At 26.4% G+C, this 15,443-nt stretch carries 11 protein-coding genes and 1 CRISPR repeat array; of the genes, 9 read left to right on the plus strand and 2 right to left on the minus strand.

What is annotated here, in order from left to right; translation table 11 throughout:
* Positions 1-66 precede the first annotated feature (66 nt).
* From G534_RS08665 to G534_RS0101275, 7 genes are all read left to right on the plus strand, one after another.
* The gene (locus G534_RS08665) at positions 67-219 is read left to right on the plus strand and encodes a hypothetical protein (protein WP_156896557.1); all 153 of its coding nucleotides are present in this window, start codon (positions 67-69) and stop codon (positions 217-219) included.
* A 100-nt stretch (positions 220-319) separates the two neighbouring features.
* On the plus strand, positions 320-523 hold the full coding sequence (locus tag G534_RS0101240) for a hypothetical protein (protein WP_027347503.1): 204 nt from the start codon (positions 320-322) through the stop codon (positions 521-523).
* Positions 524-1,038: 515 nt separating this feature from the next.
* Positions 1,039-5,106 (plus strand): type II CRISPR RNA-guided endonuclease Cas9, encoded by a 4,068-nt coding sequence (gene cas9, locus G534_RS0101245; protein WP_034595823.1) that lies wholly within the window; start codon positions 1,039-1,041, stop codon positions 5,104-5,106.
* Positions 5,106-5,978 carry a type II CRISPR-associated endonuclease Cas1 gene (gene cas1 / locus G534_RS0101250; RefSeq protein WP_027347505.1) on the plus strand — a complete coding sequence of 291 codons (873 nt, stop codon included), beginning with the start codon at positions 5,106-5,108 and terminating at the stop codon, positions 5,976-5,978. Before cas9 ends, cas1 begins: the two co-directional genes overlap by 1 nt.
* On the plus strand, positions 5,968-6,288 hold the full coding sequence (gene cas2, locus G534_RS0101255; protein WP_240470407.1) for a CRISPR-associated endonuclease Cas2: 321 nt from the start codon (positions 5,968-5,970) through the stop codon (positions 6,286-6,288). The genes cas1 and cas2 overlap by 11 nt, the downstream gene beginning before the upstream one ends.
* Positions 6,285-6,932 (plus strand): type II-A CRISPR-associated protein Csn2, encoded by a 648-nt coding sequence (gene csn2 / locus G534_RS0101260; protein ID WP_027347507.1) that lies wholly within the window; start codon positions 6,285-6,287, stop codon positions 6,930-6,932. Before cas2 ends, csn2 begins: the two co-directional genes overlap by 4 nt.
* Before the next feature lie 66 nt (positions 6,933-6,998).
* A CRISPR array of direct repeats spans positions 6,999-7,695; the repeat unit is 36 nt; unit sequence GTTTGAGAATGATGTAATTTCATATAGGTATTAAAC.
* Between the two features lie 1,148 nt (positions 7,696-8,843).
* The gene (locus tag G534_RS0101275; protein WP_034595824.1) at positions 8,844-10,226 is read left to right on the plus strand and encodes an MATE family efflux transporter; all 1,383 of its coding nucleotides are present in this window, start codon (positions 8,844-8,846) and stop codon (positions 10,224-10,226) included.
* Between the two features lie 50 nt (positions 10,227-10,276).
* On the opposite strand, the gene G534_RS0101280 is transcribed toward G534_RS0101275, so the two are convergent.
* Entirely contained in the window at positions 10,277-11,497 is a 1,221-nt protein-coding gene (locus G534_RS0101280) for a diphosphate--fructose-6-phosphate 1-phosphotransferase (RefSeq protein WP_027347511.1), read from the minus strand.
* 297 nt (positions 11,498-11,794) lie between these two features.
* On the opposite strand from G534_RS0101280, the gene G534_RS0101285 reads away from it, so the two are divergent.
* Together G534_RS0101285 and G534_RS0101290 are read left to right on the plus strand one after the other, a co-directional pair.
* Positions 11,795-13,627: a heavy metal translocating P-type ATPase gene (locus G534_RS0101285; RefSeq protein ID WP_027347512.1), complete on the plus strand. Its 1,833-nt coding sequence runs from the start codon at positions 11,795-11,797 to the stop codon at positions 13,625-13,627.
* 156 nt (positions 13,628-13,783) lie between these two features.
* Entirely contained in the window at positions 13,784-15,109 is a 1,326-nt protein-coding gene (locus G534_RS0101290) for a CoA-disulfide reductase (protein WP_027347513.1), read from the plus strand.
* A 121-nt stretch (positions 15,110-15,230) separates the two neighbouring features.
* Here G534_RS0101290 and G534_RS0101295 read toward each other — a convergent pair.
* Positions 15,231-15,443: transposase (locus tag G534_RS0101295; RefSeq protein ID WP_027347514.1), on the minus strand; the 213-nt coding region annotated here is incomplete at its 5' end.

Here is a 15,443-nt window from a genome sequence, read left to right on the forward strand (position 1 = left end):
TTGAAAAAAAAGTGTTGACATAGTAAACTTACTATGATATAATATAAGTATAGAAAGGGGGATAAAATGAAATTTGAGCAAGAGAATGGAGAAATAATTGAAACTGAAATGACTAATGAAATTGTAAGAATGTTAATAAAATCTATAATACAAATCTTAAAAGATGATAATGTAAATTCTGAAACAATAAAAAAGATTGAAAGCCTACTGAACAAATAGAAATTTCAATCTTTAACAAATATCAATCGGGAGTCTTGCTCCTCCTGATTGATTAAATTATATATCAAGAGCAATGAACAGTCAATATAAAGGAGAAAATATGACTAAAAAAAGAGAAGCGGTATATAATCCAGAGGCGGATAAAAGATGGAACGAAAAAAATAAAGAGAGAAGAAATTATTTAGGTCAAAGGTCATCAGCAAGAAGCTTTATAAGAAACAGAGCTACACTTGAAGACTTGGAAGAATTAAAACTATTAATTAGAGAACGAGAAGAGAATTTGCGTGAAGTAGAAAATGAATAGTCTACGCATAGGTTACAAAAAACCTTTGAAATGCTGATGTTTACTAGGGTCACAATTTTCAAAGAGATAATTTTATATTACAAATTACAAAGCGTTGGATTTATTTCCAACGCTTTTTTTATATCCAAAACATCTTACAGTAAGAGACGAATAGAATTCTAAGTTACATTTTAAGCATTTAAACCTTAATAAACTGCAGTAAAATAGAAATCACTATAGTTACTTTTTAACTTATCTAAAATATATTGAAAAAGATTTTTTTGAAAAATTGCAAAGGTTTTCATTTTTAGTTAAATATATATTAATATTATGTTAAAATATATATTATACTGATAAAATATTTAATATTTAAAATAAAAAAACAAATCCGAAGATTTGTTTAGTCCGCCAATGCGAGCTTCACAGCGATGTGAATAAATTTTTATTTGAACTTATGATGTAATCTCATATAGGTATTAATGAGATACTTATATTATTTCAAATAAAATAGTTTTTGTCAATGATAAGGAGAAATAATGGTAAAGAAAGATTATTACATTGGGTTAGATATAGGTACAAGCACTATAGGGTGGGCAGTTACTGATGAGGAATATAATTTAATGAGATCTAAAGGAAAGGACTTATGGGGTGTAAGATTTTTTCAAGAAGCTCAAACTGCTGCTGATAGAAGAGTTCATAAATCTAATAGAAGAAGATTAATGAGAAGAAATTCAAGACTACAAATATTAAGAGAAATTTTTGAAGATGAAATTTCAAAAGTAGACCCAGAATTTTATGAAAGAATGGATGAAAGTAAATATTGGGTTGAAGATAAAAAAGTAAGTGGAAAGTATTCTTTATTTAATGACAAAAATTACACAGATAAAGATTATTTCAAAGAATATCCAACAATTTTTCATTTAAGAAAATCCTTAATTAAACATGAAAAGAAAGCTGATATTAGACTTTACTTCTTAGCTATTAATCAAATTATGAAAAGAAGAGGGCATTTTCTAATCGATGGAAAATTAAATAATGTTACAGACATAGAGCCATTAAAATTGCAATTTATAAGCATACTTAATGATAAATATATTGAAGAAATAGATGAAAATTTTATTGATGAAGCATTTGATATTATTTCCGATATTAATGAAAAGAAAACAAATAAAAAGAATCAAATCAAACAATTACTTAATAGATATAGTTTTTCCAAAGATGAAAGTAAAGTCTTAAAAAATATTTTTGAATTAATAATATCCGGAAAAGGAAAAGTTAAAAATATTATTGATGATGAGAATATAGCTGAAAAACTTAAAGATGATAAGAAAGAAGATTTTTTATTATCTGGTGAAGCATATGAAGAAAATTTGGATTATTTCGAATCGGTTTTAAGTGAAGATATTTTATTATTTACAACAATAAAAAGCGTTTATGATTTTACACTATTGCAAGATATATTACGTGGAAGTGAGTTTCTATCATTTGCACAAGTTGAAAGATATAACGAACATAAAAAATATTTAGAAAAGTTAAAACTAGTTATAAAAAGATATGATAATACTAAAGAAAGAAAGTTATATAACGAGATATTTAAGAGTATTGATAATCCAAAAGGTTATGTGGCATATTTAGGTCATCATGAAAAAAACGGAAAGAAAACTGTAGTCAAAAAGATTACAAATCAAGAATTTGCAGATTACATCAAAAAGATGCTTAAAGAAAATACAGATTTAAATGATAATGATGTAAAAGATATTTTGAACAAAATTGAAAAAGATGAGTTTCTACTAAAACAAATTTCATCTAAAAACTCAGTAATTCCTTATCAAATTCATCAATTTGAATTAGAACGTATACTTGATAATTTAGTAAAAGACTATCCTTCATTCAATGAGATTGAAGAAGGTTTTACAAAAAGAGATAAAATATCCAAAACTTTCTCATTTAGAATCCCATATTATGTTGGACCATTAAATGACTATCACAAAAATAATGGTGGAAATGCGTGGATTTTTAGAAACAACGATGAAAAGATCAAACCGTGGAATTTTGAACAAGTAGTAAATCTTCATAAAAGTGAAGATGAGTTTATTAGACGTATGCTAAATAAATGCACTTATTTACCGAGTGAAACAGTGTTACCAAAATCTTCTTTACTATATTCAGAATATATGGTTTTAAACGAATTAAATAAATTAAAGATAGGTGATAGTTATTTATCTGTTGATGTTAAAGCTGATATTCTAGAAAATTTATACAGAAAAGATCCTAGAGTTAGTTTGAAAAAAATTAGAGAATATTTAATAAGAACAAATAAAGCTGAACCAAACGATTTTCAAAAAGGAGAAACTAATCAAGAAATTAAATCAAACTTAAAATCATATATTGATTTTACTAATATTTTGAAAGATAAATTTGATTATGAAATGGTTGAAGATTTAATTGAAAAAATAACAATTCATACAGGTAATAAAAAACTTTTAACTAAATATATTAAAGACACATATAGTAATTTAACCGCTTATGAAATAAAAGAAATAACTAGTTTAAAATATAAGGATTGGGGAAGATTATCTCGTAAGCTTTTAGTAGGCATAAAAGAAACTAATTTAGAAACAAATAGACAAGATTCCATTATTAATTTTATGCGACTAACGAATGATAATTTTATGCAAATCGTTGAAGGACCGAAATACACATTCAAAGGCTATATTGAAAAAGAAAGATTGTCAGGACTTTCAGATAATTTAGATTATGATGTAATAGATTCTTTATATGTATCACCTTCAGTCAAGAAAATGATCTGGCAAGTACTTAAATTAACTGAAGAATTAGTTAAAGTGCAAGGATATAAACCTAAAAAAATATTTATTGAAATGGCAAGATCTGATGAAGAAAAAAAAGAAACTGTTTCAAGAAAGAATAGACTTCTTGAACTATATAAAGCAATTAAGAATGATAAGGAATCATTAATAGCAGATTATGAATATGATAAATTAATAAAGGGAATTCAGTCTACAGAAGAATCTGATTTTAGAAGTAAAGTTTTATTCTTATACTATTCTCAACTTGGTAAAGATATGTATACAGGTGAGAATATTGATCTAAACCATATGTTTGATAAGACGATATATGATATAGACCATATAATACCAAGACGTATGAAAAAAGATGATTCTATAACAACAAATTTGGTTTTAGTTAATAAAAAGTCCAATCAGGATCAAAAAAAGGATATATATCCAGTACCAAGTACTATTAGAAATAATCCAAAAGTATATAATTTGTGGAAATTGCTTGTAGATAAGGAATTTATAACTAAAGAAAAATATAATAGACTGATTAGAAAAGATGAACTTACTAATGAGGAACTTGCAGGATTTATAAGTAGACAGTTAGTAGAAACTAGACAATCTACAAAGGTCGTAAAAGAATTATTTGAAAAGTATTATTCAGATATAAAGATTATTACCGTTAAGGCTGGAATAGTTAGTGAATTGAGACATGATTTTAATGTGTTGAAATCTAGAGAAGCAAATGATTTACATCATGCTCATGATGCATTCTTAAATATAATAGCTGGGGATGTATGGAACAAAAAATATACTTCAAATCCATTAAACTTTGTAAAAGAAAATAGGAAATCTAAACAAGTAAATTATTCATTAAATCATATATTTGAGAAGCAACAAAAAGTTAGAGATAAAATTATTTGGGAGCCAGATAAGGGTAAGGAATTAATTATAAAAACGTTAAACAAACCTTCTGTTCTAACTAGTAGTGAAGCTTTTGAACAAAAGGGTGCGTTATATAATGCAACAATTATAGGTAAAAAAGACTTTAAGAAAAATACAAAATATCTACCACTTAAGAAAGATGAAAGATTATCCGACATAAGCAAGTATGGTGGTTACAGTAGCTTAACCGGTGCGTATTTCTATTTGGTAGAACATACTGTAAAAGGAAAGAGAATAAAAACTATTGAATTTGTGCCATTACATTTATCAAATGAGATAAAAGAAGATAAAGATAAACTATTAAAATATTCGACAGATGAATTAGGGTTAATTAATCCTGAAATAATTATAAAAAAAATAAAGTATAAAACTGAAATAGAAGTAAATGGTTTTAGATATCTTATATCTGGTAGGACTGGTAATCAAATTATATTAGAACCTAATATGCAAAGTTTCTGGAATATTGAAGAATTAAACATATTAAAAACTTTACAAAATAAATATGAAAAGGGGATGTTTAGTAATACGGATAAAATTGAAGAGAATGATATATTCAATATGAAATTAATATTGAATAAACTTATACAAAAATTATCATCATTACCATATATTAATAGAATTAATATGCCGGTGATAGATAAAAGTAAAATTGATGACGTTAAAGTTTCTGAATTATTTATTATAATAAATAATTTATTAATTTTATTAAATAAGACTGTAATGGCTTCAGATTTATCTTTAATTGGTTTAGCTAAGGCATCTGGAAGAACTTTACTGTCAAAAAATATAGAAAAATATAATTCTTTTATGATAATACAAAAATCGATTTCAGGTATATATGAAAAGAAAATAAGGATAATATAATGGGCTGGAGAACAGTATTAATTTCAGGTCGAGCTAAACTCGACTTGAAATTAAATAATATGGTAATAAGAAAAGATGAAACAATAAAGGTACATATTCCAGATATTGCAATATTAATCATCGAGTCTACTACAGTTTCAATAACTACCGCTTTAATTGAAAGATTAGTTGAAGAAAAAATAAAGATTATTTTTTCTGGTAAAGATCATAATCCTATCGGAGAAATTGTTAATTATTATAATAAGCATAATTCTGTTGCGATTATTAGAAAGCAAATATCTTGGACTGAGTCTATTAAGAAAAAAGTGTGGACAGAAATAATAAAAGAAAAGATAAAAAATCAGGCAGTTTTGGTTTCTTGTGAAAGTAAGGAAAAATCAAATTTACTATTAAATTATGTATTAGAAATCAAAGAAGGTGATATAAGTAATAGAGAAGGACATGCAGCAAAAGTTCACTTTAATACATTATTTGGAAAAGATTTTATAAGAAATGATGACGATGCTATTAATGCAATGTTGAATTATGGCTATACTTTATTACTTTCAAGTTTTACAAGAGAAATTATTGCTTCAGGATATTTGACTCAAATTGGAATATTTCATGATAATCAATTTAATTATTATAATTTAGCAAGTGATTTAATGGAGCCATTGAGACCAATGATAGATAAAATTGTATATTTAAGTTATCCTGAATATTTTGGTAGAGAAGAAAAAATGGAAATTCTTACAATATTTGAAAAAGAAGTATTAATTGGTTCTACAAAATACACATTATTAAATGCCATAAGTGAGTATTGTAAGTCAGTATTTAAAGCTTTAGAAGAAGGAGATGCTGAATTAATAAAGTTTATTGATTATGAGTTATAGATTTATGAGAACAATAGTATTTTTTGATTTACCTACAATAACATTAGAAGACAAAAAGCAATATAGAGATTTTAGAAAGTTTTTATTAAGTGAAGGCTTTATTATGATGCAAGAATCCGTATATTGTAAGCTATCTTTGAATCAAACTAATGTTAGAACTGTGAAAGAGAGAATAGAAAAAAGAAAGCCTAAAAGTGGAATAGTCCAGATATTAACTATAACTGAAAAACAGTTTCAGTCAATGGAATATATAGTAGGGGAGAAACAAACTAATATTATAGATTCTGATAGGAGCTTGGTAATATTATGAATTTGTATTATGAATTGTTAACAGAAAGTTTTGAATTAAATTATGGTGATTATTGTAATTTTACAATGGAAAACATATTAGAATTTAGAAGAATTGTAGAAAATATAGATAATCAAGAAGTTATTTGCTTGTATGAGGGTGAAAGTGTTGTAAAGAATTATAATGTTATACCGAATGCTTTGTTTTTAGATTTTTCAGATAAAAAAATAATAAATAAAGTAATAAAAGATTTACTTGCTACTATTAAAAATGAAGAACATTATAAACATACTATTGAATTAAATAGTGACATTGTAAGTTATATTAATGAGATTATTTTTGATTACCCATATTCTTTAGATATAGATGATGAAGTCGATTTTTCATATATATTTAAGTCAGTAGGATTAAAGCTAGAAGTAGATTATGATTCGTATTTAGATAAATTAATTTCATATTTAGATATGTATCAAAAAATATTCAATACATATATTTTCTATACAATAAATTTATCTAATTATTTGACATCAGAAGAATTAATGGATTTGAAACACTATATAGAAATAAATGACATATTGATAATTAACTATGATACAATTTATATAGAGAATAAAAGTATTTCTAATAGAATACTTTTTGATAACGACTTATGTCGTATAATTTAGAAGTTTAATAATATATTTATATGAAATTACCACTTATGATGTAGTGATTCTACTCATGGATTTGAGGTTTGAGAATGATGTAATTTCATATAGGTATTAAACTATTGCAAGTGCTAAAGGTGCTTCACCAACGTTTGAGAATGATGTAATTTCATATAGGTATTAAACTTTGCATGTGTATATTCAAATACTTTATTAGTTTGAGAATGATGTAATTTCATATAGGTATTAAACTCTCTACAAGATTTCCACGCTTTACTGTCAGTTTGAGAATGATGTAATTTCATATAGGTATTAAACTAAAACCATATGAATTAAACGAGTACGATAGTTTGAGAATGATGTAATTTCATATAGGTATTAAACTACGTTTTTTACCAAACATTATGTCATATTGTTTGAGAATGATGTAATTTCATATAGGTATTAAACCTATATCTTCACTATCAAGCTTGACCGTTTGTTTGAGAATGATGTAATTTCATATAGGTATTAAACAAGAGTTAGGGAGGAACCTAATAGACAATAGTTTGAGAATGATGTAATTTCATATAGGTATTAAACTTAAATATTTCATATAATATCTCATCTGATAGTTTGAGAATGATGTAATTTCATATAGGTATTAAACACGCAGATTTTGAAGAGGTGCAATGATGATGTTTGAGAATGATGTAATTTCATATAGGTATTAAACGATGAATGTTAGAGAAGATAATGATATCAGGTTTGAGAATGATGTAATCTCATATAGGTATTAACTCCAACTGTAAACAACATGTAAACTTTGTTTTAATTTCATTGTCCAAGCTGTCAATTCTCAAAACTATTATTCTTAAATTCTACAGATGATTAAAACTTATTAAAAAGTATTGTTATTTTCATAACATTGTTATATGATTAAGTTGAAAATAATAAATTTATTATTTTCAAAAAAAACTAAGGACATATGCACAAATTAAAAAAATAGTCCGTTGTATTATATCACTTGTTTAGCAGCATTACTGGCTTATAAAGGTATATTAGGAGCTAAAGCAATTATAGCTGGACTTCCTTTATTATTTTTAGATATCAGTGTATCGTTTATAAATTCTCAAAATCAATATTGGTTGCAAAATCTTTATTTGTTAGAAACTAAAAAAATAAAGGCTATTAGGCAGTGTATATATCAAAATTTAAAGGGTGATTATCCTAAAGCCTTTAATATTATAACGAGGGTAAAATAATGAATAAAAAAATATATTCTATCATTTTTTCTTTGATGATTTTTTCATATTTTTTATTAAACAAATCAAATTTTCCATTTAAAAATACAATTCCACTTTTTATATTACTTATAAGCACCATTTATTTTAATAAAGATTCTAAATTTAAAAAAAATAGCCCAATTTACTTATTAATTTTAGCATGCGTTTTGATTATTCCAAATGTTATTACGATATCTCAAAATATAGAATATATATTAGCAAGCCCTATTTTTGATGGTTTTATCATTTCAATAATATGTTTTGTTTTATTGAATTTTTTTATATATGAATAATAATTATAAAAAACAAAATAAAATTTATAATAAAAAAAGGCATCTCAAAAATTTAAGATTATTTTATAGTAATTATTGAACAATGTATTTTTTGTTCTCATAATGAAATTTGCTAGTGATCTTAGGAATTAGTATTATAAGATTTTTAAGCTTTAGAAAATCAAGAATCACGTCCTTACAGAAAGCTCATTATTTGGTTCTATAATTCCTATTCCTAAGACTACTAAAGTTAAAATTTAAGTATACAGTATCATGAAAGCGTACGTTTACAATATAAAACAAATAAATAACAAAACTATATAAATCTATAAATTTAATATATAATATCCATTATGCCTATTTTTTTAATATTTTAAGGAGATGAGTGTATTATGGATAATAGAAAGTATTTTTTTCAAGATAAAAGATTTTTAAGACAACTTATTGCCGTTGCATTGCCATTAACATTGCAATTTTTGATATCTACGTCTATTAATATGGCTGATACAGTGATGATTTCTTCATTGGGTGGCTCTGAAATAGCAGCGGTAGGTTTAGTCAATCAATATGTATTCTTTTTTGCAGTAATTATATTTGGTGTATCGAGTGCAGGAGGAGTGTTCTTTTCACAATATTATGGAAAAAAAGATGAAGAAAATGTAAGGAAATATTTAAGTTTAATAATTCAGATTTCTTTAATTGTATCCGTTATTTTTACAGTAGTTTCTTTAATATTTCCTAATCAGATAATGCATATATTGATACCTGATGATGAAGTTAAAATTCATGGAGTTTCATATCTTACATTGGTAGCATTAACTTTTATACCAAATGCTATTTCCATGTGTTTAAATGCAGTTTTAAGATCAGTAAATAGAGTTAAAGAACCTTTATTAGCTTCAGTTCTTTCATTTTTTCTAAATGTATTTTTTAATTATATTTTTATATTTGGGAAATTGGGAGTTCCAGCTCTTGGAGTAGCGGGTGCAGCTTTAGGGACAATAATTTCAAGATATTTTGAAGTGATATTATTGACAATTTTTATTAATAGACATAATTATAAATTATTTAATGTAAAACCAATAGATTTATTAAAGATAGATACAGAAAGAATAAAGAAATTCTTTCCTATTGCAACACCTATAATCGTAGCTGAAATGTTCTGGTCATTGGGACAATTATTGTTTTCAATAGCATATTCACGAATTGGAAAAGATGCAACAGCTGCTATACAACTTACAGGAACCATACAAAATGTTTTCTTTATTATTGTTAACTCACTTGATTCATCAGCTGCGGTTATTATAGGACATAATTTGGGTAGATCTAAGCGAGATAGAGTAGAAAGACATGCTAGATATTTTATACAATTAACCGTTATTATTGGACTTTTATCTTTAGCAACCTTATCTGGTTTACCAAATTTATTGATGAAAGTGTATACAGGTATAGAAAAAAATGTTTATGATATTTCTATAAAATTATTAATTATTAGAGGAATATTCATACCATTTAGATTTATTAATGGTATATTGATTGTTGGATTCTTTAGAGCTGGTGGATTGACAAAAAAACCATTGATATTTGAATTATGCACAATGTGGTTATTTGCAATTCCAATGTCATTTATAGGTGTTTTAGTATTGAATTTACCTATAGAATGGGTGTTTACAATTGTAAGCTTAGAAGAGTTTATTAAATTCTTCTTTATGATAAATCTATATAGAAAGAAAGAATGGTTAAACAATATAACTGGAAATGAATATGCTTATTAATATATGGAATTAAAAAAGGTAATCAGAAAGAAATCTGATTACCTTTTCTATTATTTTGTAAATTCGTTTAACTTAATATAACTATGTAGTCCATTTTTTATAATAGGATTTATTTCTCCCTGTATTAATGGAAGTATATATTTATATATATTTTCTTTAAATGTATTTTCATTTGATAGCCATTCTTCAGGAATTAAATTTTCCTTGTTTGCTATATCAAAGCTATAAGCATGTGAATATTCCACTGTATAAGGACTGTCATTTTTTCTTATCAGTGTAGGAACTAAATTCGTATTGTCTATAGACAGTTCAAGAGCTTTATATCCTAATTTAAATGCTTCGTCACTATCTGTTTTACTAATCATGTAATTTGTTCTTTGAGTTATAGACAATTCTACTGCTTTAGTTTTAATATCAAGTTCTTTATATACAAAGTCTGCTAATTTTCTAGATATACCAGATATTATAGGATGATTGAATCCTAAATCATATGATCTAAAAACTTCTTCTTTGAAAAAGTTTTCGGTATCCATAAATCCTTCAGAAACAACAACTATAAGATTTTTTTCGTTTTTAAAAGCTAATTTAATATCTTCTATTATCTGATCTTTGTGTACAGATTTTTCGGAAAGATAGAGTAAATTTACTACATCTCTATCTTGATGGAGATTTGTTATAAGTGCAGAGGCAGCCAACCATCCGGCATTTCTTCCCATAATTTCAACAAATGTTACTGTATTTACATCGTAAATATCTACATCAGTACGTATATCAAGTATTGTATTTGCAATATATTTTGCTGCAGACCCAAATCCTGGAGAGTGGTCCATAAGCATTAAATCATTATCTATTGTTTTAGGACAACCATTTATATTTATAAAATCGATATTTTTATATTCAATATATTGATTTAATTTTTTTACAGTATCCATTGAATCATTACCACCAATATATATAAAAGATGAAATATTTAATTCTTTTAATTTATTAAATATGTCTTCATAAATTGGAGAATCTAAATCATTTGGTAATTTATATCGACAAGATCCTAATATTGACGAAGGGCGACTTTTAAGTCTGTCATTTGCTAAACTTGATTTATATTTCTCTTTATCTATTTCAGCAATATTATCGGATAATAATCCTTCGATTCCATGTCTAAGTACATAAATTGTATCCAAATCATTATCTATACTTGCCTGTATAACACCTGCAAGAGATGCATTTATTACACTAGATGGGCCACCAGACTGTCCAATTAAACAATTCATAATTTTCTCCATTCTCAAATATAATTTCTTATACATTATACCATTAATAAAATAAAAACAATATTATTTGCATTTAAATAAAATTTGCATTTATTTTTGTGTATGTTATAATATAGTTACAAACAATCCGATAGGATTCATTTAAAACAAGCGGTAAACGTATAAGTTTACTAGCCGGGCTACAAAAAGCGTAGCAGCAGAAAGTTTATTAAACGCACTGTGAGACAGCATACTGTCTTATAGTGCGATTTTTTTTTTAGAAATATATTTTACATAAAATAACAAGGGGGTATAAAAATGTTAAAATATTTAATTTCAGAAAGGCAAGGTAGATTTCTTTCCATAGGAATACTACTAACCGTATTGGGATTTGCTATATCACCAAGCAATAAAAACTTAAGTACATATATATTTTATATAGCAATCCTATTTTTAGGGTATTATGCAACTAAAAATGCTGTCGTAGATACAATTAAAAATAAATCACCAAATGTCGATTTATTAATGATACTGGCAGCTTTAGGTGCAATAGTAATTGACTATGCTTCAGAAGGAGCATTGCTTTTGATTATTTTTGCTGGTGCAGAGGTATTAGAAGACTATGTAACAGGTAAATCTAGCAATGCGATCAAAGAGCTTATGCAACAATTACCAGATAAGGCTAAGAGAGTTACAAGTGATGGAAACTATGAAATAGTAAGCACAGATGAACTAAAAATTGGAGATAAGGTTTTAGTGTCAAAAGGGAATCAATTACCAATTGACGGTTTTATAGATAGAGAATCATTAATAAATGAAGCATCACTTACTGGAGAGTCAGTTCCAGTTACTAAATCAGAAGGAGATGAAGTATTTGCTGGAACTATCAATGAAGGGAATTCATTTGTAATTGAAGTTAGTAAAGAAAATAAAGATACAGTATTTTCCAATATTATAAGAATGGTTGAACAAGCTCAAAATAGACCGTCTAAAAAAGCTAAGATTATCGATAAAATAGAATCAACTTATGTAATATCGGTACTTGTAGTGGTTCCATTATTTATATTGGCTCTATATTATTTAAATGGTTTTAGTTTTGAAGAAGCATTTTATAGAGGAATAGTACTTTTAACAGTTGCAAGCCCTTGTGCATTAGTTGCATCGGCTACACCAGCTACATTATCATCAATTTCAAATGGTGCTAAGAATGGTATATTGTTCAAAGATGGTAGAGCGATGGAAGTATTGAGTGATGTAGATATTATTGCTACAGATAAGACTGGAACACTTACTTATGGTGAATTTGAGGTTGTTGACTACAAATTAGATGAAGAGATTTTAAAAACTGTTGTATTTATTGAACATAATTCAAATCATCCAATAGCTCAAGGAATTGTAAACAAATTCTCTGATTTAGATATATCTGAAATTAAAGAATCAAATATTGAAGAAATAGCCGGAAAAGGTGTCCAAATGGGGGATATCAAAGTAGGTAAAAAGACAATGTTTGAAGGATATAAAGATCCGAATAAATATTTAGAAATGGAGAATGAAGGAAATACAATTTCATTTGTATCAAAAGATAATGAAGTTGTAGGATATATAGCTTTATTAGATAAAGTTAGAGAAACAGCAAAAGAAGCAATCAATGATTTTCATAAAGATAATATTATTATAGAAATGCTTACAGGAGATAATCAAAAGGTTGCAAATAAAGTTGCGCAGTATCTAAATATAAGACATTATAGATCAGAATTGAATCCAGAAGATAAAATGAAATTTATAGAAGAAAAAATGCAAGAAGGAAAAACTATAGCTATGATTGGAGATGGCATCAATGATGCTCCAGCACTTGCCAATGCAGATATCGGAATTTCAATGGGTTCAGGTACATCTATAGCAATGGAATCATCAGATATAGTAATAGTTAAAAACGATTTGAATAAACTATATCATAGTTACAAATTAAGTAAAAAATTAAATACAATTATTTATCAAAATATTATATTTTCAATAGCAGTAATTATAGCTCTAATAGGGTTAAACCTATTTGGAATTTTAGATCTACCATTAGGAGTAGTATTCCATGAAGGTTCTACAATAATGGTAATTCTAAATGGTTTAAGATTACTTGGATTTAAGAATAAATAATTTTAAGATGATGTTTTAGGATTAAATAATCTTAAAACATCATTTTTTTATTATAGATTAACATTTTTTTTTATATTTATAGTTTTAAAATTACATTATCAATTTAATCGTCAATAATGTATAATTAAATGTAAGAGATAAAAGAAAGGAATATCTATGAATATTTTAATTATTGGAGGAATTGCAGCAGGAGCTTCTGTAGCAGCGAAAGCTAAAAGAACAAATCCTGAAGCAAATGTTACAATTATCGAAAAAAATGACTATCTTTCATTTGGAGCTTGTGGACTTCCTTACTATTTAGGTGGAGAATTTGATAATGCAGATAGAATGTATGCTAGATCAATCGAGAAAACTAAAGAACAAGGAATTGAAGTTTTAAGTCGACATGAAGCTTTGAGTATTGATTTTGACAATAAAAAAGTAAATATTAAAAATTTAGAAAATAGTGAAGAGTTTGAAAGAGTTTATGATAAATTAGCTATATGTACAGGAGCTACACCTGTAGTATTTGGAGAAGGTTCAGACAGCGAAAATGTATTTACAATGGTAAAAGAAGATGATGCTAATAGATTGAAAGCAAAGCTAGATGAAATAGAAAATATTGTAGTTATTGGTGCTGGATTTATCGGTCTAGAAGTTGCTGAACAATTAGTTTCAATCGGAAAAAATGTTACAGTAGTTCATAGAGAAAATGATTTATTGAAAAATATTTTTGATGATGAAATCTCTGAAATGATAAAAGAAAAAGCTATTGAGCATGGTATAAAATTCAAGTTTGGAAACACATATGAAAGTTTTAAAACTGATGGAAATAAAGCAATTGCTGTGATTACCGATAAAGAAGAAATTCCTTGTGATGCAGCGGTAATGGCTTTAGGTTTTAGACCAAATACTTCATTTATTGATGATAGTAGACTTGAAAAGATTAAAAATGGTGCAATCATTGTCGATGATTGCGGTCGCACAAGTATTGAAGATGTATATTCTGCTGGAGACTGTGCAACAGTTCATAATAAATTTACAAATAATTTTTATGCAGCACTTGCAACTTATGCAAATAAAATGGGAAGATTGGTAGGAGAAAACATAGTATCCGAAAATCAAAAATCATATATTGGGGCTCTTGGTTCATCATCTATAAAAGTTGGAGAATATGGAGCTACATCTACTGGGCTTACAGAAGAAAAAGCTAAAGAGCTTGGATTAAATTACAAAGCAACATTTATAAAAGCAAAAAATCAAACTTCATATTTAAAAGGCCAAGAAGATATATTTATAAAATTAATATATGATAAAGAAACTAGAGTAATATTAGGTGGACAAATATTTGGGAAAAAAGGAATTGAAAGAATTACAGCATTGGTTGTAGCAATCCATAAAGAAGTTACTGTTGATGAATTAGGATTTATGGATTTCCCATATTCACCACCATTCTCACCTACATGGGATCCATTAAATGTAGCGGGAAATGCATCAAAATAAGACTAACTATATGAAGTCAAGTATAAAATAAATAACTTTATGAAAGATATACCAAAAGACAATTTAATAAAAATTTGCATGACAAATAAGCCTTAATAAAAGGCTAGTTTAAAAGATGAAGTTAAGTCTGAGGAACAAATTGAGTGTTTGTTTTAAGTAATTTAAAAATAACTCTAATTAGCTTTTTAGCAACGTGTGTAAGAGCAACGAAGTGGTGTTTACCTTCCTTTCTCTTTCTCTGATAATATTCTTTAAAGCAAGGATCTCTCATAGCTACTAACCTAGCAGCATTGAGGAAAGCCCATCTAAGATATGGAGAGCCACGTTTAACCAT

The sequence above is a fragment of the Helcococcus sueciensis DSM 17243 genome, assembly GCF_000423145.1.
Classification (GTDB): Bacteria; Bacillota; Clostridia; order Tissierellales; family Peptoniphilaceae; genus Helcococcus; species Helcococcus sueciensis.

What these genes read in the sequence shown, in the direction of transcription:
- G534_RS0101280 (WP_027347511.1), bottom strand. Translation starts at nt 11,497, where the DNA reads ATGAATTGTTTAATTGGACAGTCTGGTGGCCCATCTAGTGTAATAAAT.
- G534_RS0101240 (WP_027347503.1), top strand. Translation starts at nt 320, where the DNA reads ATGACTAAAAAAAGAGAAGCGGTATATAATCCAGAGGCGGATAAAAGA.
- G534_RS0101275 (WP_034595824.1), top strand. Translation starts at nt 8,844, where the DNA reads ATGGATAATAGAAAGTATTTTTTTCAAGATAAAAGATTTTTAAGACAA.
- G534_RS0101285 (WP_027347512.1), top strand. Translation starts at nt 11,795, where the DNA reads ATGTTAAAATATTTAATTTCAGAAAGGCAAGGTAGATTTCTTTCCATA.
- G534_RS0101290 (WP_027347513.1), top strand. Translation starts at nt 13,784, where the DNA reads ATGAATATTTTAATTATTGGAGGAATTGCAGCAGGAGCTTCTGTAGCA.
- cas1 (WP_027347505.1), top strand. Translation starts at nt 5,106, where the DNA reads ATGGGCTGGAGAACAGTATTAATTTCAGGTCGAGCTAAACTCGACTTG.
- cas9 (WP_034595823.1), top strand. Translation starts at nt 1,039, where the DNA reads ATGGTAAAGAAAGATTATTACATTGGGTTAGATATAGGTACAAGCACT.
- csn2 (WP_027347507.1), top strand. Translation starts at nt 6,285, where the DNA reads ATGAATTTGTATTATGAATTGTTAACAGAAAGTTTTGAATTAAATTAT.
- cas2 (WP_240470407.1), top strand. Translation starts at nt 5,968, where the DNA reads ATGAGTTATAGATTTATGAGAACAATAGTATTTTTTGATTTACCTACA.
- G534_RS08665 (WP_156896557.1), top strand. Translation starts at nt 67, where the DNA reads ATGAAATTTGAGCAAGAGAATGGAGAAATAATTGAAACTGAAATGACT.